Source organism: Gemmobacter caeruleus (assembly GCF_008271655.1).
Lineage (GTDB): Bacteria > Pseudomonadota > Alphaproteobacteria > Rhodobacterales > Rhodobacteraceae > Gemmobacter > Gemmobacter caeruleus.
The window spans coordinates 83,158-104,678 of the sequence record NZ_VKKX01000011.1; the positions used below are offsets into that span (position 1 = coordinate 83,158).

Consider the following 21,521-nt stretch of genomic DNA (forward strand, 5'->3'; position numbering starts at 1 on the left):
CAGGCCCGCAGCCCCGGCTGCGGGCCTTTTTGCTGCCCGCCTGTCGGGCCTTGAAAGGCCATGAAAAAAGGCCCCGGCGAAACCGGGGCCTTTCTGAAACAGGGCGCAGAAGGGATCAGCCTTCGGCGGCTTCCTCTTTCTCTTTCTTCTCGGGCGCGATTTCGGCGCCGGTTTCCTGATCGACCATCTTCATGCCGAGGCGCACCTTGCCGCGATCGTCAAAGCCGAGCAGCTTGACCTTCACTTCCTGGCCTTCCTTCAGCACTTCGTTCGGGTGGTTCAGGCGCTTGTTGGCGATCTGGCTCACATGGACCAGACCGTCGCGCTTGCCAAAGAAGTTCACGAAGGCGCCGAAATCGACCAGCTTGACCACCTTGCCGGTGTAGATCTGGCCCTCTTCCGGCTCTGCCACGATCGACCAGATCATGTCATAGGCGCGCTTGATCGCATCGGCCGAGGAGGAGGCGATCTTGATCACGCCGTCATCGTTGATATCGACCTTGGCGCCCGAGGTCTCCACGATCTCGCGGATGACCTTGCCGCCCGAACCGATCACTTCGCGGATCTTGTCTGTCGGGATGGTCAGCGTCTCGATCTTGGGGGCGTATTCGCTGAAGCCCTGCGGGGCCGACAGCGCCTTGTTCATCTCGTCCAGGATGTGCATCCGGCCGTCCTTGGCCTGAGCCAGCGCCTGCTGCATGATCTCGGGGGTAATACCCGCGACCTTGATGTCCATTTGCAGCGAGGTGATGCCGTTTTCGGTGCCCGCGACCTTGAAATCCATGTCGCCGAGGTGATCCTCGTCGCCCAGGATGTCGGTCAGCACGGCCCATTTGCCGTCATCTTCCAGGATCAGACCCATGGCCACACCGGCGACCGGCGCCTTCAGCGGCACGCCCGCATCCATCATCGACAGCGACCCGCCGCAGACCGAAGCCATGGACGAAGAACCGTTCGATTCGGTGATCTCCGACACCACGCGAATGGTGTAGGGGAAATCGGTGGCGGCGGGCAGCACGGCTTGCAGCGCGCGCCAGGCCAGCTTGCCATGGCCGATCTCGCGGCGGCCGGGCGAACCCACGCGGCCAACCTCGCCGACCGAATAGGGCGGGAAGTTGTAGTGCAGCAGGAAGTTCGAGCGGTAATTGCCGTTCAGCGCGTCGATGATCTGCTCATCCTCGCCGGTGCCGAGCGTGGTCACGACCAAGCCCTGCGTCTCGCCGCGGGTGAACAGCGCCGAGCCATGGGCGCGGGTCAGAACGCCGGTTTCGCAGACGATCGGGCGCACGGTCTTGGTGTCGCGGCCGTCGATACGGACGCCGTTATTCACCACGTCGCCGCGCAGGATCGACGATTCCAGCTTCTTGATGGCCGAGCCGAGGTTGATATCGGCCAGGTCTTCTTCCGACAGGGCGGCCTTGATGGCGTCCACCGCGGCGGAAATGGCCGAGGTGCGTTCCTGCTTGTCCTTGATCGCGAAGGCCGCGCGCATCTGCGCTTCGCCCGCCGCTTTCACCTTGCCATAGATCGCGGTCAGGTCGGGCGCGGCAAAGTTGAAGGGCTCTTTCGCGGATTCTTCCGCGAAGTCGATGATCAGGTCGATCACCGGCTGCATCGCGTCATGGCCGAATTTCACGGCGCCGAGCATTTCTTCCTCGGTCAGCTCATAGGCTTCCGATTCCACCATCATCACGGCGGTCTTGGTGCCGGCGATGACCAGATCCAGACGCTGCTCCGGCTTGTTGCGCAGCTGCGTCATGTCGTCCATCGACGGGTTCAGCACATATTGCCCATCGACAAAGCCGACGCGGGCGGCGCCGATCGGGCCCATGAAGGGCACGCCCGAAATGGTCAGCGCGGCCGAGGCGGCGATCATCGCGACGATATCGGGGTCGTTTTCCAGGTCACAGGACAGAACGGTGGCCATGACCAGCACTTCGTTCTTGAAGCCTTCGACGAACAGCGGGCGGCAGGGCCGGTCGATCAGACGCGACACCAGCGTCTCTTTCTCGGACGGGCGCGCCTCGCGCTTGAAGAAGCCGCCCGGGATCTTGCCGGCGGCATAGTATTTTTCCTGATAATGCACGGTCAGCGGAAAGAAGTCCTGACCCGGCTTGGGCTGCTTGGCGAAGGTCACGTTCGCCATGACGCTGGTTTCGCCCAGCGTGGCGATGACCGAACCGTCGGCCTGACGCGCAACCTTGCCCGTTTCCAGCGTGAGCGTCTCATCGCCCCACTGGATGGATTTTTTCGTGATATGGAACATCTGTCATCCTCATGGGAGCTGTCACGGGCCCATCCCGTGTCTCCCGTTTATGGCGGCCCCATTGCCGCCGCCCCCAATCCTGCGCATGCGGCCCGGGGGCAGGGCCTCACGTCTCAGATGGGCGGGCCATACAGGAAAACATGGCGTTTGGGAAGTGGGGAGGCGCGGCAGGCGCCAAAAGCAGAACGCCCGCGCCTTGCGGCACGGGCGTCCCGGCAAAACCTTGTGAAAGGCTTAGCGACGCAGGCCCAGGCGGGCGATCAGCGCGGCATAGCGGCCTTCGTCCTTGCCCTTGAGGTAGTCCAGCAGCTTGCGGCGTTGCGCCACCAGCATCAGCAGACCGCGACGCGAGTGGTTGTCTTTCTTGTGGGTCTTGAAATGCTCGGTCAGCGTCGCGATGCGCGACGACAGGATCGCAACCTGAACCTCGGGCGAACCGGTGTCGCCTTCCTTGGTCGCGTATTCCTTGATCAGGCGGGTCTTTTCTTCCACGGTGATCGACATCGGGATCTCCTTTTTCGGGTTTGGGTGACGGCACAAGCCGGGATGTCGTCCAGCAGGGCCCTTCCGCCGGAATCGGATGATCCCGCCGGATGCGCGCGTATAGGCCAAAAGCCGGGCTTTGCAAAGCCTGATCGCGCGGGGGGGCTGGCGCTGCGATGCCGGGCTTTTTAACCAAATCCGAAAGATTTGCCGCGACGCCGTGGCGCGGATGCCGCCTTTGTGCCATGATGGGCGTTGAAATTGTCAGCAATGGCAATGGCTTGCGTGAAAATATGGTTAACGCTGCCGGGTCTGGGTCGGGCTGGTCTGCGGAGGGTGACGCGGTGTTGGGATTATTGGGGTTGCTGGGCGTGCTGGGCGCCGGATTTCTGGTGGACGGGATGCTGGGGCGCCCCGATCACGGTGACGATGAGGATCAGGGCGACAAGGCGCCCGAGCCGGAGGACGCGGCCGAGGCCGACCGCCCCGACATGCTTGACCTCATCACGCGCGAGGATGGCGCCGCCGCGGCCCCCGATCACGACGAGGTGCCCGAAGGCACCGACGCCGATGACCGCATCGGCGGCAGCGCCGGACGCGACGACATGCACGGGTATGGCGGCGATGACCAGTTGGTCGGGCGCGGCGGCAATGATCGGCTGGATGGCGGACAGGGTCTTGACCGGCTGGAGGGCGAGGCCGGTCGCGACCAGTTGTTCGGCCGTGCGGGCGCCGACCGGCTGGCCGGTGGCGATGGCGCCGACCGGCTGAGCGGCGGCGGCGGTGCGGATGAACTGGCGGGCGAGAATGGCGATGACCGGCTGTTCGGCAATGCCGGCGATGACAGTCTGCTGGGCGGCAGCGGCGATGACACGCTGCGCGGCGGCACCGGGGATGACTGGCTCAATGGCGGCTATGATGACGACAGCCTGTTCGGCGGTGCCGGGGCCGATACGCTGGATGGCGATTTCGGCAATGACACCCTGATCGGCCACGGCCCCGAGGGCGATGACCATATCGCCGATTTCCTGAATGGCGGCGGCGGTGACGATCTGCTGGTCGCGGGGCAGGGCGATATCCTGACCGGCGGCGACGGGGCCGATACCTTTCAGCTGGGCGACTGGCTGACCGAAGGGGACCAATCGCGCATCTTGGATTTCGACGCGCGGCAGGATACGCTGGAGGTCGTCTATGACGCCGAGGCCCATCCCGACCCGGTGCTGAGCCTGCACAAGGTCGATGACAGCGACGACATGGCGCTGCATCTGGATGGCATGCCGCTGGCGCTGGTGCAGAACGGTTCGGGCCTCGAACTGGCGGCGATCAAGCTGCGCGCGGCCTGATCCCGTCAGGGCAAGTTGAAGACCCGGCTGGGGTGCAATTCACCCGCGCGATATTGCCCCACGGCGACGGGCTTGCCCTGATAGCTGGCCCAGGCCTCGTCGCCAAAGGCCAGATGCGCCAGCACCATGCCGGGATTGCCGTTGCGCAGCCGCGTCGCGCCTTCGGGCGTCGCCTCCACGCGTGGCAGATCGGTCAGGCCCAGCTCCAGCGGCTGCAACAGCGCGTCGATTTCGGGCGTGCGGGCCAGGCGGTCGATCTCCTCCAGGCTGGTGCCCTTGTCGGCGTCGAACGGGCCGGACCAGACCCGGCGCAGCCAGGCCACATGTCCCAGACAGCCAAGCGCCTGCCCCAGATCCCGCGCGATCGACCGCACATAGCCGCCCTTGCCGCAGACCATTTCCAGATCGACATGATCGGCATCGGGGCGGCCGATCATCTCCAGCCGCTCCACCCACAGGGGGCGGGCGGCCAGGTCCATCTCCACCCCGTCGCGGGCAAGATCATAGGCGCGCTCGCCCTCCACCTTCACGGCCGAGAATTGCGGCGGCACCTGCATGATGTCGCCCTGAAAACCGGCCAGTGCGGCGGCAATCGCCGCGTCGTCTGGGCGGCTGTCGCGGGTTTCGATCACCGCGCCTTCGGCATCGTCGGTGGTGGTGGCCGCGCCCAGCGTCACGCGGAAGCGATAGCATTTCAGCGCATCGGTGATATAGGGCACGGTCTTGGTCGCCTCGCCTAGGGCCACGGCCAGAACGCCGGTCGCCGCGGGGTCAAGCGTGCCGGCATGGCCCGCCTTCTGCGCCTGAAACGCCCATTTCACCTTGTTCACCACGGCGGTCGAGGTGACCCCCGCCGGCTTGTCGATCACGACCCAGCCCGAAACCGCCCGGCCCTTTTTCGTGCGCGCCATTGCTGCCTCCTGATCCGCAAGCGCCGCCTGCTATCCGGCGGCGCCCCGCGCGTCAAGGCTGCGGCACCACCAGCCCGACAATCGGCCCCATGGCAAAGCCCAGATCCGACCGCCCGGTCCCGGCATCATAAAGCCGCGACACCTTGCCATCGAAATACAGCGCATCGGGCAGGCGCAGCACATCGCGGTAGAGCCGCCCGAAAGTGTCGAAATTCACCGCATCCTCGGAAATCGCAAAGACAGCGCGCTGGCCGTCGGCGCTGACCCCGACGCCATTGCGGATATAGCGGCTGTCGCCCCCCGGAATGAAGCGCGGATGCAGCTTGCCGCCGATCACCAGCATCGGCCCCGATTGCGTGGCATGGCGGCAGGCGGGCGGCGCGGCCGCATAGGCATGCGATTCGATCACCGCCAGCCGGCCCTCGCCGATGCAGAAGACCCCGTTGGGCAGCAGCCCGAAATTGCCCTTCGACGCCGGCAGCACGATGTCATGGCGCTGCACGCCATTCTCAACATAGAGGCCCACCGGCGCGCGGTCGGGGTGATACATCCCGGCATTCATCGCGAAGGCCAGTTGCTTGCCCTCGGGCGCCAGCATGTCGTTCACCGCGCCGAAACTGCCCAGAAGCGCGCCCGAGGCATCGGAATGGAACAGCCGCAGATCCTGATCCGCCCGCGCCTCGCACAGCGTGAAATCCACGCCCTCGAACGTCGTTTCGGTGCAGGTCGCACCCGCGGCAGGGCCGGCCAGAAAGGCCAGAGCTACCAATGCCTTACGCATCGTCGGCTTCGTCGTCATCGTCCGCTGCGTCCAGATCGCGGCGCACCTTTTCATCGCAAAACAGCCGCCGCGTCTCGTCCAGCTGGTCAAAGGTGCCATCGGGGCGGAACCGCAGGTCGGGGGCGTATTTCAGCGTCAACTGCCCGCCGACATGGCGGCGCAGCTCGGCCTTGTTGCGGGCCAGCGCGGCAATCGCCTCCTCGACCTTCACCGATCCCATCAGCGGCATGACATAGACCGTCGCCACCTTGAGATCGGGCGAACAGCGCACCTCGCCCACGGTGATGGACATGCGGTTCAGGTCTGGGTCGTGGATCTCGGCCCGGTTCAGCACGTCAGACAGGGTGCGCCGGATCAGTTCGCCGACGCGAAGCTGCCGCTGCGAGGGGCCATCGCCCTGGGAAAAACGGTTCTTTGCCATGCCCCCCATCTATGCCTTTTGCCCCGCCCCCGCAACGGCGGGCTTTCCTGCCGGGCGGCGGCACGTTAAACGGCAGCAAAGCACAAGGGAGATGGGCATGACCGACCTGCCGGGTATCGTGATCACGGGCGCCTCGGGGCGCATGGGGCAAATGCTGCTGCGCACGGTGCTGGCTTCGGACAAGTGCCGCCTGGTTGGCGCGGTCGAACGTGCGGGCAACCCGCATGTCGGCCAGGATGTCGGCGTGATGCTGGGCGGCCAGCCGATAGGCGTCACCGTCACCGATGACGCGCTTTCGGCCTTTGCCCGGGCGCAAGCGGTGATCGACTTCACCGCCCCCGCCGCCACGGTCGAATTCGCGGCGCTGGCGGCGCAGGCCCGCGCGGTGCATGTGATCGGCACGACGGGCATGGAGGAAAGCCATCTCACCCAGCTTGCCGCCGCCGCCCGCCACGCGGTGATCGTGCGCGCCGGCAACATGAGCCTGGGCGTCAACCTGCTGACCCGCCTGACCCAGAAGGTCGCGCAGGCACTGGACGCCGATTGGGATATCGAGATCGTCGAGGCCCATCACAACAAGAAGGTCGATGCGCCCTCGGGCACCGCGCTGATGCTGGGCGAGGCCGCGGCCGAGGGGCGCGGCGTCTCGCTGGCGCAGATGCGCGATTCGGGGCGCGACGGCATCACCGGGGCGCGGGCCTCCGGCGCCATCGGCTTCAGCGCCATTCGCGGCGGCGATATCGTCGGGGAACATGACGTGATCTTTGCCACGGCGGGCGAACGCATCATCCTGCGCCATGTCGCGACCGACCGCGCGATCTTTGCCCGCGGCGCGCTCAAGGCCGCCCTCTGGGGCCAGGATCGCGCGCCCGGCGCCTATGACATGATGGATGTGCTGGGCCTCTGATCCCAAAGGGGGGCAGGGCGCGTCGCATCCTGCCTTTGCTTCTTGCCCAAATACTCAAATTCCGGCGCCGGCCATCCCGCGCGGCGCCGGGGGATAGCGTCAGAAATCGACGGCGATGCCCTTCTTTTCCCAATCGCCAAAGCGCACGGCCTCCGGCCCGTCGCGCCCGCCCAGTTCGGGGGGCAGATCCAGCGGCGCCGCGGCCTTGCGGCGGGCTTCTGCCTCGGCCAGGGCACGGCGGGCTTCGGGCGGCAGGTCGGCGGGGGTCTCATCGCTCATGGCGGCATTCCTTGCAGGCTTTCCTGTCATGATATACGGCGCGGGGCATTGGCAACAAGGGCGGGCAGGGCGATGACGGCAAGGGCAGCGGCGGTGCGGATGCTGGATGCGGTGCTGGGCGAGGGGCAATTGCTCAGCCAGGCCGAGGCGCCGCTTGCGGGGCTGGGGGCGGCCGACCGGGCGCGCGCGCAGCGGCTGGCGGCGCAGGTCTTGCGCCATGTCGAACAGGCCGACCGCGTGCTGAAACCCCATCTGCGCAAGGCGCCGCCGCTGACGGTGCTGAACGTCCTGAGGCTGGGCACGGTGGAACTGGCCCTGGGCGAGGCCGCGCATGGCGTGGTGAACGAGGCCGTGGGGCTGATCCGGGGCTATCGCAAACATGCCGCCCTGTCGGGGCTGGTCAATGCCGTGCTGCGCAAGGTCGCCGCGCAAGAGGCGCCCTTTGCCAAACTGCCGCCGCAGCGCCTGCCCTATTGGCTGCGCAAGCCCCTGGTCGATGCCTGGGGGCGCGAGGCCGTCACGGCCATGGAGGCGGTCCAAGCCCGCCCGGCGCCGATCGACCTGACCCTGCGCGATGGCGCGGGGCTTCAGGGCGATCCGCTGCCCACCGGCAGCCTGCGCCTGCCGCCCGGCACGCAGGTTTCGGCCCTGCCGGGCTACGCCACCGGCGGCTGGTGGGTGCAGGATGCCGCCGCCGGGCTGGCGGTGCCGCTACTGGCGCCGCGCAGGGGCGAGACGGTGCTGGATCTCTGCGCGGCGCCCGGGGGCAAGACGCTGCAACTCGCCGCGGCCGGGGCCGAGGTGACCGCGCTCGATATCTCCGAGGCGCGGCTTGCGCGGCTGCGCGAAAATCTTGATCGCACGGGGTTGCGGGCACGGGTCGTCGCGGCAGATGCGCTGGAATGGCAGCCCGAGGCGCCCTTTGATGCGATCCTGCTGGATGCGCCATGTTCGGCCACCGGCACCATCCGCCGCCACCCTGACCTGCCCTTTGTCAAGGACGGGTCCGAGCTGGCGGGGTTGGTGGCCTTGCAGGCTGCGCTGATCGACTGCGCGCTTGGCTGGCTGAAACCCGGCGGGCGGCTGGTCTATTGCACCTGTTCGCTTTTGCCGGACGAGGGCGAGGGCCAATTGGCCGCCGCATTGGCGCGCCATCCCGGCCTGCGGGTGGAACGGCCGGCGCTGCAAGGCGTGGCGCCCGACTGGATCACGCCCGAAGGCGGCCTGCGGCTGCGCCCCGATTACTGGGCTGACCGGGGCGGGATGGACGGGTTCTTCATGGTGCGGCTGACGCACTGACCCGCGCGGCGACCAGATCGGGCAGCGCCGCGAAATCGGCAAAGGCCGCGTCATGCGGCAGGGCCGCGACCGGGGTCTTGCGGTAACCTTCGGTGAACAGCAGGAAGGGCAGCCCCGCCGCCTGGGCCGTTTCGGCATCCACCTCGCTATCGCCCACGAACAGCGCCTGGCCACCGCCCGCTTGTGCCAAGGCCGCCCGCAACGGCGCCGGGTCGGGCTTTTTCACCGCCAGACTGTCGCCGCCGATGACGACGGGAAACAGCCCCGCCAGCCCGAAATGGCGCAGCACGGCGCGGGTGGGGGCCAGCGGCTTGTTGGTGCAGATCGCCAGCCGCAGCCCCCGCGCCGCCAATGTCTCCAGCGCCGGGCGGACACCGGGATACAGCGTGGTCAGGCCCTGCGCGCCCTCATAGACATGCAGGAACCGCGCCAGCAGCGCGTCGAAATCTGGCCCCGTGGCGGGCAGTCCCCGCGCCTCGGCCAGCCGCGCCACCAGATTGGGCGCCCCGCGCCCGACAAAGCCCTGCACCTCGGCCCGGGTAAAGCTGTGACCATGGGCGGCAAAGACCGCATTCGCCGCCGCGTGGATGTCGGGCGCGCTGTCGATCAGCGTGCCGTCCAGATCGAAGATCACCGCAGGCTGCATGTCATTCCCCCTGTTCGCGCCGGCACCCTGACCCATTGCGCGCCGCGCGTCCAGCCCGGCCCCTACACAGGCGCCGCGCCAACGCCTATGTTGAGCGCGATCAAAAGGATGGTGCCGTGGCGATCAGTGACCTTACCGAGCAATTGGGCCGCAGCCTTGAGGGGCTGGTCTCTACCGTGACCGATCCGTTTTCCGATACCGTGGTGCGGCTGGGGGTGACCGGCCTGTCGCGGGCGGGCAAGACGGTGTTCATCACCGGGCTGGTCGCCAATCTGCTGGATCGGGGCCGGATGCCGCAATTGCGGGCCGAGGGCGCGCGGCGGATCGAGGCGGCCTATCTGCAACCCCAGCCCGATGATACCGTGGCGCGGTTCGATTTTGAAACCCATCTGGCCGCGCTGACCGGTGACAATCCGCATTGGCCCGAAAGCACCCGCGCGGTGTCGGAACTGCGGCTGTCGTTCCGGGTCAAGCCGCGTGGCCTGCTGGGCGCGCTGCGCGACAGTCAGGTCGTGCATGTCGATATCGTCGATTATCCCGGCGAATGGCTGCTCGATCTGGCGCTGCTGGACAAGAGCTATGCGCAATGGGCCGATGACACGCTGACCCGCATGGCCCGACGCCCCGAGGGGGCCGCCTGTCTGGCGCAGGCCCGGGCCGAGGATGGCGCGCTGAAACATGACGAGATGCGCGCGCAGGCGCTGGCGGCCGAGTTCACCGCCTATCTTCTGGCCGCGCGGGCAGCGGGCTGGTCGGATTGCACGCCGGGGCGGTTTCTGTTGCCCGGTGAACTGGCCGGCAGCCCGGTCCTGACCTTCGCGCCGATCCCCGAACCCGCCAGTGCCGGGCGCGGCAGTCTCTGGCGCGAGATGGAGCGCCGCTATGAGGCCTACAAGGCCAAGGTGGTCAAGCCGTTCTTCCGCGCCCATTTCGCCCGGATCGACCGGCAGGTGGTGCTGGTCGATGTGCTGGGCGCGATCCATGCCGGGCCGCAGGCGCTGGAGGATCTGCGGCAGACCATGGCCGAGATCCTGACCGCCTTCCGCCCGGGCCGAAACGGCTTTCTGTCGGAGATTTTGCTGGGGCGGCGGGTGGAAAAGGTGCTGTTCGCCGCGACCAAGGCCGACCATCTGCATCAGGCGCAGCATGCCGCGCTGACCGCGATCACCGAGGCGCTGGTGCGTGAGGCGCGCGACCGCGCGGCCTTTTCCGGGGCCGAGGTGGCGGCGATGTCGCTGGCCGGTCTGCGCGCCACGGTCGAGGAGGTGGTGACGCGCGACGGTGCCGAATTGCCCATGGTGCGCGGGCGATTGGCCCAGAGCGGCAAGACCGCGGCGATGTATGCCGGGGAATTGCCGCTTGACCCCGCGCGGCTCTTGTCGCCGGCGCGGCAGGGGGCGGCGCGCTGGCTGGATGCCGATTTCGCGCTGATGGCCTTTGACCCCGCGCGCCTTTCGCTGCGCCCCGGCGAGGGGCCGCCGCATATCCGGCTGGACCGCGCCGCCGAATTCCTGATCGGAGACAAGCTGTGACCGAGGATGACCGTCCCGCCCTGCGCGGCCCGCTGGTGATCGAAAGCGACGAGACCGCCGATCCCGGCGCGGCGCCGCTGGTGCTGGATGGCCCGACGCCGCTGCAAACGGTGGCGCGGGCGGCGGCGCGCCCGGCCTCGCCGCTGATGCGGGCGCTGCTCTGGGCGTTTTCGGCGCTGTTCACCTTTGTCCTGTCGGTGGCGGCCTATGATTTCGTCATGGGGTTGATCGCGCGCAATGCCGTGCTGGGCTATCTGGCGCTTGGCCTGACTGTGCTGGCCGTGGGGCTGGCGCTGATCGCGGCGCTGCGGGAATGGGCGGCCTTTCTGCGGCTGGGCCGGCTGGAGCATCTGCGGGCCGAGGCGCTGCGCGCGCGCGGGGCCGGCGATACCCGCGCGGCCCGGGCGGTGGTGGCGCGGGTGGCCGCGCTTTATGCCGGGCGCCCCGAACTGACCGAGGCGCGCGCCCGTCTCGCCGCCCGCAGCACCGAGATGATGGATGCCGACGGCATCGTCGATCAGGCCGAGCAATTGCTGATCCTGCCGCTGGATGCCCGCGCCCGCGCCGAGGTGGAGGCCGCCGCGCGGCAGGTCGCGACCGTTACCGCGCTGGTGCCGATGGCGCTGGCCGATGTGGCGACGGCGCTGTTTGCCAATCTGCGCATGATCCGCCGCATCGCCGAGATTTACGGCGGCCGGTCGGGTGGCTTTGCTTCGCTGGGGCTGTTGCGGCGGGTCTTCGCCTATCTGGTGGCGACCGGCGCGGTGGCGCTGACCGATGATCTGATCGGCTCGGTCGCGGGGGGCGGGGTATTGTCGAAACTGTCGCGCCGCTTTGGCGAAGGGGTGGTGAACGGCGCCCTCACCGCACGCATCGGCGTCGCCGCGATGGAGCTGTGCCGCCCCCTGCCGTTCCATCTGGCCGGGCGGCCCGGCGTTTCGGCGCTGGTGAGCCGCGCTTTGGCGGGCCTGTTCGACCGGGGCGGGGCAGGGCAGAAAACCTGACTGTTCAACGTCTTGGCGCCTGATATACTTCTGGCCGCTGCATACCGCGCCAAAAGAGGGTGGCCATGGATGACGAACTGATCCTGTTGGGCATTCTGGCGGTGCTGGTGGTATTGGCGCTGCCGATCCTGGTCATCGTCCTGTTTGTGCAACTGTCTGGCGCGCGCGGCCGGATCGCCCGGCTGGAGGATGTGTCGGAACAGCTGATTGCCGAGGTGCGGCGCCTGCGCGACCGGGCCGGCACGGCGGCCGAGCCCGCCCAGACACCGCCCGTGGCCCCCGCCATGGCCGAGCCGCTGCGCCCCGCGCCCCTCGCGCAGCCCGCCGTCGTGACGTCGGAACGCGCGCCGCCGGTGATCGAACTGTCGCCGGTGGCGGCCGATCCGGCCTTGCCGCCGGTGGCCGGGCCGGACCGGCTGGCGGGGCTGATGGGCTGGCTGCGCGACAACTGGGTTTATGCGGTGGCGGCCTTGTCGCTGTCGCTGGCCGGGGTGTTCTTCGTGCAATATGGCATCGAACAGGGTCTGCTGCCGCCGCCCTTGCGGGTGCTGGCCGCGCTGGCCTTCGGCGGTGCGCTGATTGGTGCCGGGGAATGGTTGCGGCGTCGCTGGGGCGAGGACGGCCCGGTGGGCTATCTGCCTTCGGTTTTCAGCGGGGCGGGGCTGGTCGCGCTGTTTGCGGGCATCACCGCCGGGCGGCTGATGTATGGGCTTTATGGCCCGGGCCTGACCTTTTCGGGCCTGCTGCTGGTAGCCGCCGGGGCGGTCTGGCTGGGCTGGCGGCACGGGCCGTTCCTGACGGCGATCGGCCTGCTGGGCGCGGCGCTGACGCCGTTTCTGGTGGATGGCGGCGGCGCGGCGCCCGCCTGGCTGCTGGGCTATTACCTTGCGCTGAGCGCGGTCGGGCTGGCGGTGGATGCCTGGCGCCGCTGGGGCTGGATCTCGGTGCTGGCGCTGGTGCTTGGGCATCTGGGGATGTTCGCGATGGTGGCATCGGGCGCCGAGGAGGCTGTCTGGGCCTGGATGCTTGTCGCGCTGGCCCTCGTCACCATCATCCTGCCGCAGCGTGCGCTGCTGCCCGATCACCCCGGCCCTTCGGTCCTACGGGCGCTGGTGCAGCGATCGCGGCGGCGGAAGACGGCTATGCCGAGCTTTCCGGTCCGGCTGGCGACGGGGAACATGGTTGTCGTCGTCGGCGCGCTGGTGCTGCTGCACGGGGGCGGAAGCCTCGGGCTTCTGGGATTTCTGTTGCTGACCCTGCTGGGGCTGATGATGCTGCTATGGGCCGAGGGGGCGCGGGGTTTGCGGGATCTGCCGGGGCTGGTGGTGCTGGGATTCTGGGCCAAACTGGGCCTGGCCGAGGGCATGATCGCGGCCTTCCGCAGGCAGGCCCTGGTTCTGCGCGCGCCGGAAACCGCCGCGCCGGGCACGGTCACGCTGCTTGTGGTGCTGGCGGCCGCACTGTCGGCGGCGGCGACCTGGCGGTCGCTGCGCGGGGGCAGCCTGATGGCCGCCCTGCTGGCGGTGCTGGCCGCGCCGGTTTCGGCGCTGTTGCTGGAGGCGTTGTGGCAGCCGGCAGAGGTGCTGGGGCCCTGGCTCTGGGCGCTGCATGTGATGGCCCTGGCCGCGGGTGCGGTGGCGGTGGCGCTGGTCTTTGAACGCGCCGATGGCGCGCCGGGCCGTCGCAGCGCCTGGGCCACGCTTTCGGCGCTGTCGCTGATCGCCCTGTCGCTGTTCATCCTCACCTCGGCGGCGGCGCTGACGCTGGCGCTGGCGGTGCTGCTGGTGGCGGCGGTGGCGCTGGATCGCCGCTTTGACCTGCCGGAGATGACCTGGTTCGTGCAGGCGGGGGCGGCGCTGCTGTCCTGGCGGCTGGTGGCCGATCCCGGCATCGACTGGGCGCAGCAGGCACCGCTGGTGCCGGTGGTGCTGTCCTATCTGGGGGTGGCGGCGGCCTGTCTGGCTGCGCTGCGGCTGATGCCCGAAGGGCGGGTCTTGCCGCGCGCGGTGCTGGAAAGCCTGGGCCTGTCTTCGGGCGCACTGCTGGTCAATGTGCTGATCCTGCGGCAATTGCAGGCCGAGTTGCAGGCCGATGGCAGTTACAGCGCCAGCCTGAACGACACGCATTGGGGCGTGGTGCTGCATGCGCTGCCCTGGCTGTTGCTGGCGCTGTCGCAGCTCTGGCGCGCGGGCGTGGCCTCGGGTCTGGCGCGACTTCTGCGGCTGGGCATCGCGGCGGTGGCCGGGGCGTTGGCGGGGGCGGGGCTGTTCGCGGCGCTGCTGCCGCTCAACCCGCTATTCGCCGGCTGGGCCGAGGATCCGCTGGGATGGGTGCGCGGGCCGGTGCTGATCGACAGCCTGTTCCTGGCCTATGGGGTGCCGGGCCTGCTGCTGATCCTGGCCGCGCCGCGCCTTGTGGTGCTGCCGGCGCGGCTGCGGCTGGCGCTGCGGCTGTTGGGGCTGGGTTTCGCGGTCGTCTATGTGGCCGAGGAGATCCGGCGCCTGTGGCAGGGGCACTGGATCGGCGGGCCGGGCGTCATGCAGGGCGAGCTTTACAGCTATACCGTCGCGCTGATGCTGACCGGGGCGGTGCTGCTGTGGCAGGCACTGGCGCGGCGGTCGCCCCTGTTGCGTCGGGTGGCGATGGCGGTGATCGCGCTGACGGTGGTCAAGGTGTTCCTGTGGGATGCCTCGGGCCTGTCCGGCCTCGTGCGGGTGCTGAGCTTTGCGGGCCTCGGTCTGGCGCTGGCGGGGCTGGCCTGGCTGAACCAATGGGCCGGGCGCACGATGTCAGAACCGCGGGACTGATCCTTCGGGGCGCCGCGCCTCGGTCACGCCCATCGACAGCGCCCGGCCGATGCGATGCGCCATGGCCGACCAGGCCGCGGCGGCATCGGGCGTCTGGGTCCGGGCCAGAACGTCATCGAACAGCGCGAGCCAGCGCGGAAAATGATCGGGCGCCACATCGCCCGCCTGCCGGTGTGCCAGCATGGGCGAGCCGTCATAGACCCGTTCGCGCAGAATGGCGTTGCGCCAGAACCGGCCGATCTTAGCCTCATGTTCCGGCCAGTCGCGCACATGATTGGCAAAGACCGGGCCCAGAATCGGGTCGCGGCGAACCTCGGCGTAAAAGGCCGCGACCTGCGCGTCGATCTGGTCGGGGGTGATGGCAAAGGCGGCGGGAAAGGCGGTCATCGGCGGCATCCTGAAAAGCTGACGGCAGGATGCAGCTTTGGCGCGGCGCCGCCAAGGTGGCAGGGTGACGCGGCGCAAAGGAAACCGCGCGACATAGCAAAAGGCGCGCCGTGGGGCGCGCCTTTCAGGGAAGTTGGCAGGATCAGCCGTTGACGCGGATGCGTTCGTTCTTCGGGTCGAAGGGGCTGTCTTCCACCACCACCGCGTCCCATTCCTTGAGCAGCATCTTCACCTTCAGCTTGGTGCCGACCTCGGCCAGTTCGGGGCTGACATAGCCCATGCCGATCTGCTTGCCGAAGGCCACCGAATAGCCGCCCGAGGTCAGACGGCCGACCTTCACGCCGTCTTTCAGGATGGCTTCCTTGCCCCAGGGATCGGTGTCGTCCGGCCCGTCGATCAGCAGGGTGACGCATTTCGACCGGATGCCGGTGTCGAGCATCGCCTGTTTGCCGCGGAAATCCTTGGTCAGATCGACAAAGCGGTCCAGCGCGGCCTCCAGCGGGGTGGCGTCGCGGCCCAGTTCGTTGCCGAAGGCGCGGTAGGATTTTTCCTGACGCAGCCAGTTCTGCGCCCGTGCGCCCACGCCCTTGAGCCCGTGCTTTTCGCCCACCGACCAGATCAGATCCCACAGGTAGCGGCCGAACTCGATCGGGTAATGCAATTCCCAGCCCAGTTCGCCCGTATAGGCCACGCGCACGGCGCGGACCGGGCACATGCCCAGCTCGATGTCGCGATAGCTGAGCCAGGGGAAGCGCTTGTTCGACAGCACGGTATCGGGGTCGGCATCCTTGACGATCTCGCGCAGCAGGGCGCGGGCATTCGGCCCGGCCAGCGCATAGACGCCCCATTGGGTCGTCACGTCGTGAATGTCGATATAGCCGCCGCCATTGCCCATGAAATCTTCGGCCGATTTCAGCAGGAAATCGCTGTCATACGAGGTCCAGGCGCCGGCGGAGATGATGTAGTATTCATTCTCTTTCAGCCGGACGATCGTGTATTCCGTGCGGGTGGTGCCCGCATCGGTCAGCGCATAGGTCAGGTTGATCCGGCCCACCGTGGGCAGCTTGTTGCAGGTGAAATGATCGAGGAACGCCGTCGCGCCGGGGCCCCGCACCAGATGCTTGGTAAAGGCCGAGGCGTCGATGATGCCGACGGTATTGCGCACGGCCTCGGCCTCGGCCTTGGCATAGGGCCACCAGGCGCCGCGACGGAACGACCGGCTGTCATGGTCGAAAGAGGCGGGCGCGTCTTTCGGGCCATAATAGTTCGGGCGATCCCAGCCGTTCACCTGGCCGAATTGTGCGCCCATTTCCTTTTGCCGGTCATAGGCGGGGGCGGTGCGCAGCGGGCGGCAGGCCTCGCGCTCTTCGTCCGGGTGGTGCAGGATGAAGACGTGTTCGTAGCATTCCTCGTTCTTGCGCGCGGCATATTCGGTGGTCATCCACTGGCCGTAGCGCTTGGGATCAAGGCTCGCCATGTCGATCTCGGCCTCGCCATTGACCATCATCTGCGCGAGGTAATAGCCCGTGCCGCCGGCGGCGGTGATGCCAAAGCTGAAGCCCTCGGCGATCCACATGTTGCGCAGGCCCGGCACCGGGCCGACCAGCGGGTTGCCATCGGGGGTATAGCAGATCGGGCCGTTGAAATCGTCCTTCAGACCCACGGTTTCCGAGGTCGGCAGGCGATGGATCATCGACATGTATTCTTCCTCGATCCGTTCCAGATCGAGCGGGAACAGGTCAGCGCGGAACGATTCCGGCACGTCATAGAGGAAGCGGGCCGGGGCGTTGCGTTCATAGGGGCCGAGGATCCAGCCGCCGCGTTCCTCGCGGACATACCATTTGGCGTCGGCATCGCGCAGCACCGGGTGTTCGGGGTTGCCGGCCTTGCGCCAGGCGACAAGCGCCGGGTCGGGCTCGGTCACGATATACTGGTGTTCGACCGGAATCGCCGGGATCTTCACGCCCAGAAGGCGCGCGGTGCGCTGTGCGTGGTTGCCAGTCGCGGTGACCACATGTTCGGCGATGATATCGAACTTTTCCTCGCCGGCGACCAGCATGCCGCCCTTTTCCACCATGCGGGTGCAGGACACGACCCATTCAGATCCGGTCCAGCGATAGGCATCGACCTGGATCTTGCGCTCGATATGCGCGCCATGCTGGCGGGCGCCCTTGGCCATGGCCTGCGTCACGTCGGCGGGGTTGATATAGCCGTCCTGCGGGTGGAACAGCGCGCCCTTCAGATCGTCGGTGCGCAGCAGCGGCCAGCGTTCCTTCATCTGCGCGGGGGTCAGGAATTCATGGTAGACCCCGGCGGTTTCCGCGACCGAGGAATAGAGCATGTATTCATCCATCCGCGCATCGGTCTGCGCCATGCGCAGGTTGCCGCAGATCGAAAAGCCCGCGTTCAGGCCGGTTTCGGCCTCCAGCGACTTGTAGAAATCCACCGAATATTTGTGAATATGCGTGGTGGCGAAGGACATGTTGAACAGCGGCAGCAGGCCCGCCGCATGCCAGGTGGAGCCCGAGGTCAGCTCGTCGCGTTCCACCAGCATGGTGTCCCAGCCAGCCTTGGCCAAATGATAGGCGATACCATTCCCGACGGCGCCGCCGCCGACCACAAGGGCTTTGACATGGGTTTTCATGGGCGACTCCCTCGCGCGCTGATGCTTTCGCCCATGAATGCCACTAATGCGGCCCGACAACCAAGGTTGCCCGACGCAATGTGGCGAAAAACGACATGCGCTTGCGCGGGAAGGCGGGTTCCCGCCGGCGGGCCTGAATTTAACGTGACGGGTGCGTCGGGAACAACTGGTCGGCGGCGGTGTTTCCATCCCGTACCGCAGGGGATGGCGCCGATGCGCCCCGCCTGCCCGATGGAAGAAAGGACTGACCGATGAAAACCCTTCTGACCTCGACCGCGCTGCTCCTGGGCCTTTCCGTGGCCGCTGCCGCGCAGACCTCGACCGACACGCCGGTGATGCCCGCCACGCCCGAGGCCCCGGCGATGCAGCCGGAAACCAGTGCCACCCCGATGCCCGGGGCGACCGCCGAAGTGCCGGCCGAGACGGCTCCTGCCGCCGGGCAGATGACCACCCTCGCCAGCCTGACCGGCGAGGAGCTGATCGGCACCCGCGTGCAGGGCGCGCAGGGCGAGGATGTCGGCGAAGTGAGCGATGTGACGCTGGATGCCTCGGGCGCCGTGGCGTCGGTGGTGATCGACGTGGGCGGCTTTCTGGGGATTGGTGAAAAGCCGGTTGCCCTTGGCGCCGATGACGTGACGGTCACCCCCGATGCAGATGGCAAGGGCCATGTGCTGAAGGTCAGCATGACCGAAGACCAGCTCAAGGCGCTGCCTGAACATCAGGGCTAACAGGCGCAAACTGCGTGACGGGCCGGGGCGGTTCAGCCGCCCCGGCGCAATGCCCCGAGGCTGACCGACAGCGCGAAGGCCAGCGCCGCCACCGCGACGATCGACGGGCCGGCCGGCGTGTCGGCGCCCAGCGACAGGCCCAGCCCACCCAGCACCGCCGCAGCGCCGACCAGCGCGGCCAGCACTGCCATGGTTTCGGGGCTGCGGGCCAGGCCGCGCGCGGTTGCGGCCGGGATGATCAGCATCGCCGCGATCAGCAACGCGCCCACCACCTTCAGCGCCACCGCCACGGTCAGCGCCAGCGCCAGGGTGAGGATCAGCCGCTCCCGATCCGGGTTGAGGCCAGATGCGGCGGCCAGATCCTCGTTCAGCGTGGCGGTCAGCAGCGCCGACCAGCGCCACAGTATCAGGCCCAGCACCAGCGCGGCACCGCCCCAGATGAAGGCCAGATCGGCCTTCGAGACCGCCAGAATATCGCCGAACAGCCAGGTCGACAGATCGCCCCGCGCGCCGGGAACAAAGCTGACCGCCACGAGGCCGACCGCCAGCGCGGCATGGGCCAGCACGCCCAGCGTGGTATCCATCGCCCAGCCGCGCGCCGCCAGCGTCGCGACCGTGACCGCCATCGCCAGCGCGACGGCCAGTGTGCCGAGCCCCACCGGCAGGTCCAGCGCCAGTGCCAGCGCCACGCCCAGAATGGCGGCATGCGAGGTGGCGTCGCCGAAATAGGCCATGCGCCGCCACACCACGAAAGACCCCAGCGGACCCGCCGCCAGCGCCACGCCGATGCCCGCCAGCGCGGCCCGGATCAGGAAATCGTCAAACATGGTCCTGCTCGTGATCATGATGGGGGTGGTCGTGCCCATGGCTGTGCCCGTGGTCATGCGTGTGATCGTGGTCATGATCGTGCTGATACAGCGCCAGCGCCCCTTTGGTGCCCAGCCCGAACAGCGCCCGGTATTCCGGCGCCGAGGACACCACGCGCGGTGTGCCTTCGCAGCAGATATGACCGTTGAGGCAGATCACCCGGTCCGACGCGCTCATCACCACATGAAGGTCATGGCTGACCATCAGCACGGCCGCGCCGCTGTCGCGGCGCACCTCGTCGATCAGCTGGTAAAAGGCTGCCTCGCCGGGCTGGTCAAGGCCCTGGGTCGGCTCGTCCAGCACCAGAAGATCGGGCCGGGTCAGCAGGGCGCGGGCCAGCAGGACGCGCTGCAACTGCCCGCCCGACAGGCCGGTCATCGGCCGCTCTGCCACCTCGGGCACGCCGACACGGGCCAGCATGGCGTCGGTATCGGCCCGGTCGTGGCGCAGGGGCAGCGACAGGAAACGCCGCGCGGTCAGCGGCATCGTCCGGTCGATATGGAGCTTTTGCGGCATATAGCCCAGCCGCAGCCCCGCGCGCCGCATCACCTTGCCACGGGTGATCGGCACAATCCCCAGCAGCGCGCGCAGCAGCGTCGATTTGCCCGACCCGTTCGGGCCCAGAATGGTGACGATCTCACCCGGCGCGACCTGAAGCGAAATGTCGTGCAGCACCTCTTGCGTGCCCAGTTGCACGCAGATGTGCCGCGCCTCGATCAGGGCGGCGGTCATGCGGCACCCTGGCAATTGGGGCAAAGGCCAAGCGCCTCGATGCTGGCGCGTTCGACGACAAAGCCCAGTTCGGCCGCGGCGGTGTCCAATGCGGCCCGCACCGGGGCGACAGGGGCCTCGGCCACGGTGTCGCAGGCGCGGCAGATCAGAAAGGCGGGCGCATGGGCCTCGCCGGCATGCATGCAGGCGGTAAAGGCATTGAGCCGCTGGATGCGATGCGCCAGCCCCTGTTCCACCAGGAAATCCAGCGCGCGATAGGCCACTGGCGGCTGGTTGCCAAAGCCCTCGGCGCTCAGCCGCTCCAGCACGTCATACGCGCCCAGGGCGCGATGCGATTCCAGCAACAGTTCCAGCACGCGCCGCCGCACCGGGGTCAGCCGGGCGCCGCGTTCGGCCATCAGGGCCTCGGCCCGGGTCAGGCTGTCACCGCAGCAATGGCTGTGGTCGTGATGTTCAAAGGTCGGGTGCATGGCCGCCTCTTGACGTGTTATGATATTACATACTAGATGCCGGCATCCGAAAACGAAAGGGGCATCGCGATGCGTTATATCATTACTTCGGCCGTGGCTACTCTGCTGGCACTGCCGGCCCAGGCCGAAGTGCCGCGTGTGGTGACCGATTTCGCCCCGGCGGCCGGGCTGGTCGCCACGGTGATGGGCGATCTGGGGCAGCCCGAGATGCTGCTGGGCCAGGGCGCGAATGCGCATGATTTCCAGTTGCGCCCCAGCCAGTCGGCCAGCCTGCAAGACGCCGATCTGGTCGTCTGGATCGGGCCGCGCATGTCGCCCTGGCTCGACCGTGTGCTGACCGGCTTTGGCGATCTGCGGCAGATGCGGCTGCTTGATGTGCCGGGCACCCATCTTCAGGATTTCGGCGATACCGCCGCGCATGACCACGATCATGACCATGATCCCGCCCCCGCGGGCGACGACCATGACGACCATGACGACCACGCGCATGAGGGGCTTGACCCCCATGCCTGGCTCGATCCGTCGAATGGTGCGCTCTGGCTCGATGCCATCGCGACCGAACTTGCGCGGCTCGACCCCGATCACGCCGCAGATTACGCCGCCAATGCCGCCCGGGGCCGCGCAGAGATCGCCGCCGCGGATGCCCGTATCGCGGCGCGGCTCGGGCCGGTGCAGGGCCAGCCCTTTGTCGTCTTTCACGATGCCTATGGCTATTTCGCGGCGCATTACGGGCTGACGGTGGCGGGGTCGGTCTCGCTTGGCGATGCCACGGCGCCGGGGGCGGCGCATCTGCGCGCCTTGCAGGATCAGGCCGGGGCCTCGGCGCGCTGCCTGTTCCCGGAAACCGTGCATGACCCCAAGCTGCTGGTGCAGATGGCCGAGACGACGGGCCTGCGTCTGGGCGGCGCGCTGGACCCCGAGGGCATGGCACAGGGCGGTGGCGCCGGCGCCTATACCGGCACGCTGGAGGCCCTGGCCGATACCCTGGCCGCCTGTCTTTCTGGCGCGTGACGT

General features: G+C 68.1%; 20 protein-coding genes. 8 read left to right on the forward strand and 12 right to left on the reverse strand.

What is annotated here, in order from left to right; genetic code table 11:
• Nucleotides 1-115: 115 nt before the first annotated feature.
• Complete coding sequence (gene pnp, locus FOA17_RS02745) at nt 116-2,266, reverse strand: polyribonucleotide nucleotidyltransferase (protein WP_149139956.1); 2,151 nt, start codon at nt 2,264-2,266, stop codon at nt 116-118.
• Nucleotides 2,267-2,500: 234 nt separating this feature from the next.
• Entirely contained in the window at nt 2,501-2,770 is a 270-nt protein-coding gene (gene rpsO / locus FOA17_RS02750) for a 30S ribosomal protein S15 (RefSeq protein WP_149139957.1), read from the reverse strand.
• A gap of 323 nt (nt 2,771-3,093) precedes the next feature.
• Here rpsO and FOA17_RS02755 point away from each other — a divergent pair, with 323 nt between their 5' ends.
• The gene (locus FOA17_RS02755; RefSeq protein WP_162528153.1) at nt 3,094-4,092 is read left to right on the forward strand and encodes a calcium-binding protein; all 999 of its coding nucleotides are present in this window, start codon (nt 3,094-3,096) and stop codon (nt 4,090-4,092) included.
• 5 nt (nt 4,093-4,097) lie between these two features.
• Here FOA17_RS02755 and truB read toward each other — a convergent pair whose 3' ends face one another.
• From truB to rbfA, 3 genes are read right to left on the reverse strand one after another with little or no spacing between them, the layout of a single operon-like run.
• Entirely contained in the window at nt 4,098-5,003 is a 906-nt protein-coding gene (gene truB / locus FOA17_RS02760) for a tRNA pseudouridine(55) synthase TruB (RefSeq protein WP_149139959.1), read from the reverse strand.
• A 52-nt stretch (nt 5,004-5,055) separates the two neighbouring features.
• Complete coding sequence (locus FOA17_RS02765; RefSeq protein ID WP_149139960.1) at nt 5,056-5,784, reverse strand: phosphodiester glycosidase family protein; 729 nt, start codon at nt 5,782-5,784, stop codon at nt 5,056-5,058.
• Nucleotides 5,777-6,214, reverse strand: a complete 438-nt coding sequence (gene rbfA / locus FOA17_RS02770; RefSeq protein ID WP_420841675.1) for a 30S ribosome-binding factor RbfA — start codon at nt 6,212-6,214, stop codon at nt 5,777-5,779. The genes FOA17_RS02765 and rbfA overlap by 8 nt, the downstream gene beginning before the upstream one ends.
• A gap of 88 nt (nt 6,215-6,302) precedes the next feature.
• On the opposite strand from rbfA, the gene dapB reads away from it, so the two are divergent.
• Nucleotides 6,303-7,112: a 4-hydroxy-tetrahydrodipicolinate reductase gene (gene dapB / locus FOA17_RS02775; RefSeq protein ID WP_149139962.1), complete on the forward strand. Its 810-nt coding sequence runs from the start codon at nt 6,303-6,305 to the stop codon at nt 7,110-7,112.
• A 99-nt stretch (nt 7,113-7,211) separates the two neighbouring features.
• On the opposite strand, the gene FOA17_RS02780 is transcribed toward dapB, so the two are convergent.
• Nucleotides 7,212-7,391: a DUF1674 domain-containing protein gene (locus FOA17_RS02780; RefSeq protein WP_149139963.1), complete on the reverse strand. Its 180-nt coding sequence runs from the start codon at nt 7,389-7,391 to the stop codon at nt 7,212-7,214.
• 72 nt (nt 7,392-7,463) lie between these two features.
• On the opposite strand from FOA17_RS02780, the gene FOA17_RS02785 reads away from it, so the two are divergent.
• Complete coding sequence (locus FOA17_RS02785) at nt 7,464-8,690, forward strand: RsmB/NOP family class I SAM-dependent RNA methyltransferase (protein ID WP_149139964.1); 1,227 nt, start codon at nt 7,464-7,466, stop codon at nt 8,688-8,690.
• Here FOA17_RS02785 and gph read toward each other — a convergent pair.
• Nucleotides 8,668-9,336, reverse strand: a complete 669-nt coding sequence (gene gph, locus FOA17_RS02790; RefSeq protein ID WP_149139965.1) for a phosphoglycolate phosphatase — start codon at nt 9,334-9,336, stop codon at nt 8,668-8,670. The genes FOA17_RS02785 and gph overlap by 23 nt on opposite strands.
• 116 nt (nt 9,337-9,452) lie before the next feature.
• Between gph and FOA17_RS02795 the strand changes: the two genes are divergently transcribed.
• The 3 genes from FOA17_RS02795 to FOA17_RS02805 all read left to right on the forward strand — a co-directional run bounded on the left by FOA17_RS02795 (nt 9,453) and on the right by FOA17_RS02805 (nt 14,679).
• Nucleotides 9,453-10,868 (forward strand): YcjX family GTP-binding protein, encoded by a 1,416-nt coding sequence (locus FOA17_RS02795; protein WP_149139966.1) that lies wholly within the window; start codon nt 9,453-9,455, stop codon nt 10,866-10,868.
• Nucleotides 10,865-11,872, forward strand: a complete 1,008-nt coding sequence (locus FOA17_RS02800) for a YcjF family protein (RefSeq protein ID WP_149139967.1) — start codon at nt 10,865-10,867, stop codon at nt 11,870-11,872. Before FOA17_RS02795 ends, FOA17_RS02800 begins: the two co-directional genes overlap by 4 nt.
• Nucleotides 11,873-11,937: 65 nt before the next feature.
• Nucleotides 11,938-14,679: a DUF2339 domain-containing protein gene (locus tag FOA17_RS02805; RefSeq protein WP_149139968.1), complete on the forward strand. Its 2,742-nt coding sequence runs from the start codon at nt 11,938-11,940 to the stop codon at nt 14,677-14,679.
• Here FOA17_RS02805 and FOA17_RS02810 read toward each other — a convergent pair.
• On the reverse strand, nt 14,662-15,066 hold the full coding sequence (locus FOA17_RS02810) for a group III truncated hemoglobin (RefSeq protein WP_149139969.1): 405 nt from the start codon (nt 15,064-15,066) through the stop codon (nt 14,662-14,664). The genes FOA17_RS02805 and FOA17_RS02810 overlap by 18 nt on opposite strands.
• A gap of 142 nt (nt 15,067-15,208) precedes the next feature.
• Nucleotides 15,209-17,710: a GcvT family protein gene (locus tag FOA17_RS02815; RefSeq protein WP_149139970.1), complete on the reverse strand. Its 2,502-nt coding sequence runs from the start codon at nt 17,708-17,710 to the stop codon at nt 15,209-15,211.
• A 251-nt stretch (nt 17,711-17,961) separates the two neighbouring features.
• Between FOA17_RS02815 and FOA17_RS02820 the strand changes: the two genes are divergently transcribed.
• Nucleotides 17,962-18,438, forward strand: a complete 477-nt coding sequence (locus FOA17_RS02820; protein WP_149139971.1) for a PRC-barrel domain-containing protein — start codon at nt 17,962-17,964, stop codon at nt 18,436-18,438.
• Between the two features lie 32 nt (nt 18,439-18,470).
• On the opposite strand, the gene FOA17_RS02825 is transcribed toward FOA17_RS02820, so the two are convergent.
• From FOA17_RS02825 to FOA17_RS02835, 3 genes are read right to left on the reverse strand one after another with little or no spacing between them, the layout of a single operon-like run.
• Nucleotides 18,471-19,265: a metal ABC transporter permease gene (locus FOA17_RS02825; RefSeq protein WP_149139972.1), complete on the reverse strand. Its 795-nt coding sequence runs from the start codon at nt 19,263-19,265 to the stop codon at nt 18,471-18,473.
• Complete coding sequence (locus tag FOA17_RS02830; protein ID WP_149139973.1) at nt 19,258-20,037, reverse strand: metal ABC transporter ATP-binding protein; 780 nt, start codon at nt 20,035-20,037, stop codon at nt 19,258-19,260. The genes FOA17_RS02825 and FOA17_RS02830 overlap by 8 nt, the downstream gene beginning before the upstream one ends.
• Nucleotides 20,034-20,507: a Fur family transcriptional regulator gene (locus FOA17_RS02835; protein ID WP_149139974.1), complete on the reverse strand. Its 474-nt coding sequence runs from the start codon at nt 20,505-20,507 to the stop codon at nt 20,034-20,036. Before FOA17_RS02835 ends, FOA17_RS02830 begins: the two co-directional genes overlap by 4 nt.
• Nucleotides 20,508-20,576: 69 nt before the next feature.
• Between FOA17_RS02835 and FOA17_RS02840 the strand changes: the two genes are divergently transcribed.
• Nucleotides 20,577-21,518 carry a zinc ABC transporter substrate-binding protein gene (locus tag FOA17_RS02840; RefSeq protein ID WP_149139975.1) on the forward strand — a complete coding sequence of 314 codons (942 nt, stop codon included), beginning with the start codon at nt 20,577-20,579 and terminating at the stop codon, nt 21,516-21,518.
• Nucleotides 21,519-21,521: the final 3 nt, after the last annotated feature.

Coding starts and splice junctions, on each gene's coding strand:
- pnp (WP_149139956.1), bottom strand. CDS start 2,266: ATGTTCCATATCACGAAAAAATCCATCCAGTGGGGCGATGAGACGCTC.
- rpsO (WP_149139957.1), bottom strand. CDS start 2,770: ATGTCGATCACCGTGGAAGAAAAGACCCGCCTGATCAAGGAATACGCG.
- truB (WP_149139959.1), bottom strand. CDS start 5,003: ATGGCGCGCACGAAAAAGGGCCGGGCGGTTTCGGGCTGGGTCGTGATC.
- FOA17_RS02765 (WP_149139960.1), bottom strand. CDS start 5,784: ATGCGTAAGGCATTGGTAGCTCTGGCCTTTCTGGCCGGCCCTGCCGCG.
- rbfA (WP_420841675.1), bottom strand. CDS start 6,214: ATGGGGGGCATGGCAAAGAACCGTTTTTCCCAGGGCGATGGCCCCTCG.
- dapB (WP_149139962.1), top strand. CDS start 6,303: ATGACCGACCTGCCGGGTATCGTGATCACGGGCGCCTCGGGGCGCATG.
- FOA17_RS02780 (WP_149139963.1), bottom strand. CDS start 7,391: ATGAGCGATGAGACCCCCGCCGACCTGCCGCCCGAAGCCCGCCGTGCC.
- FOA17_RS02785 (WP_149139964.1), top strand. CDS start 7,464: ATGACGGCAAGGGCAGCGGCGGTGCGGATGCTGGATGCGGTGCTGGGC.
- gph (WP_149139965.1), bottom strand. CDS start 9,336: ATGCAGCCTGCGGTGATCTTCGATCTGGACGGCACGCTGATCGACAGC.
- FOA17_RS02805 (WP_149139968.1), top strand. CDS start 11,938: ATGGATGACGAACTGATCCTGTTGGGCATTCTGGCGGTGCTGGTGGTA.
- FOA17_RS02810 (WP_149139969.1), bottom strand. CDS start 15,066: ATGACCGCCTTTCCCGCCGCCTTTGCCATCACCCCCGACCAGATCGAC.
- FOA17_RS02815 (WP_149139970.1), bottom strand. CDS start 17,710: ATGAAAACCCATGTCAAAGCCCTTGTGGTCGGCGGCGGCGCCGTCGGG.
- FOA17_RS02820 (WP_149139971.1), top strand. CDS start 17,962: ATGAAAACCCTTCTGACCTCGACCGCGCTGCTCCTGGGCCTTTCCGTG.
- FOA17_RS02825 (WP_149139972.1), bottom strand. CDS start 19,265: ATGTTTGACGATTTCCTGATCCGGGCCGCGCTGGCGGGCATCGGCGTG.
- FOA17_RS02830 (WP_149139973.1), bottom strand. CDS start 20,037: ATGACCGCCGCCCTGATCGAGGCGCGGCACATCTGCGTGCAACTGGGC.
- FOA17_RS02835 (WP_149139974.1), bottom strand. CDS start 20,507: ATGCACCCGACCTTTGAACATCACGACCACAGCCATTGCTGCGGTGAC.
- FOA17_RS02840 (WP_149139975.1), top strand. CDS start 20,577: ATGCGTTATATCATTACTTCGGCCGTGGCTACTCTGCTGGCACTGCCG.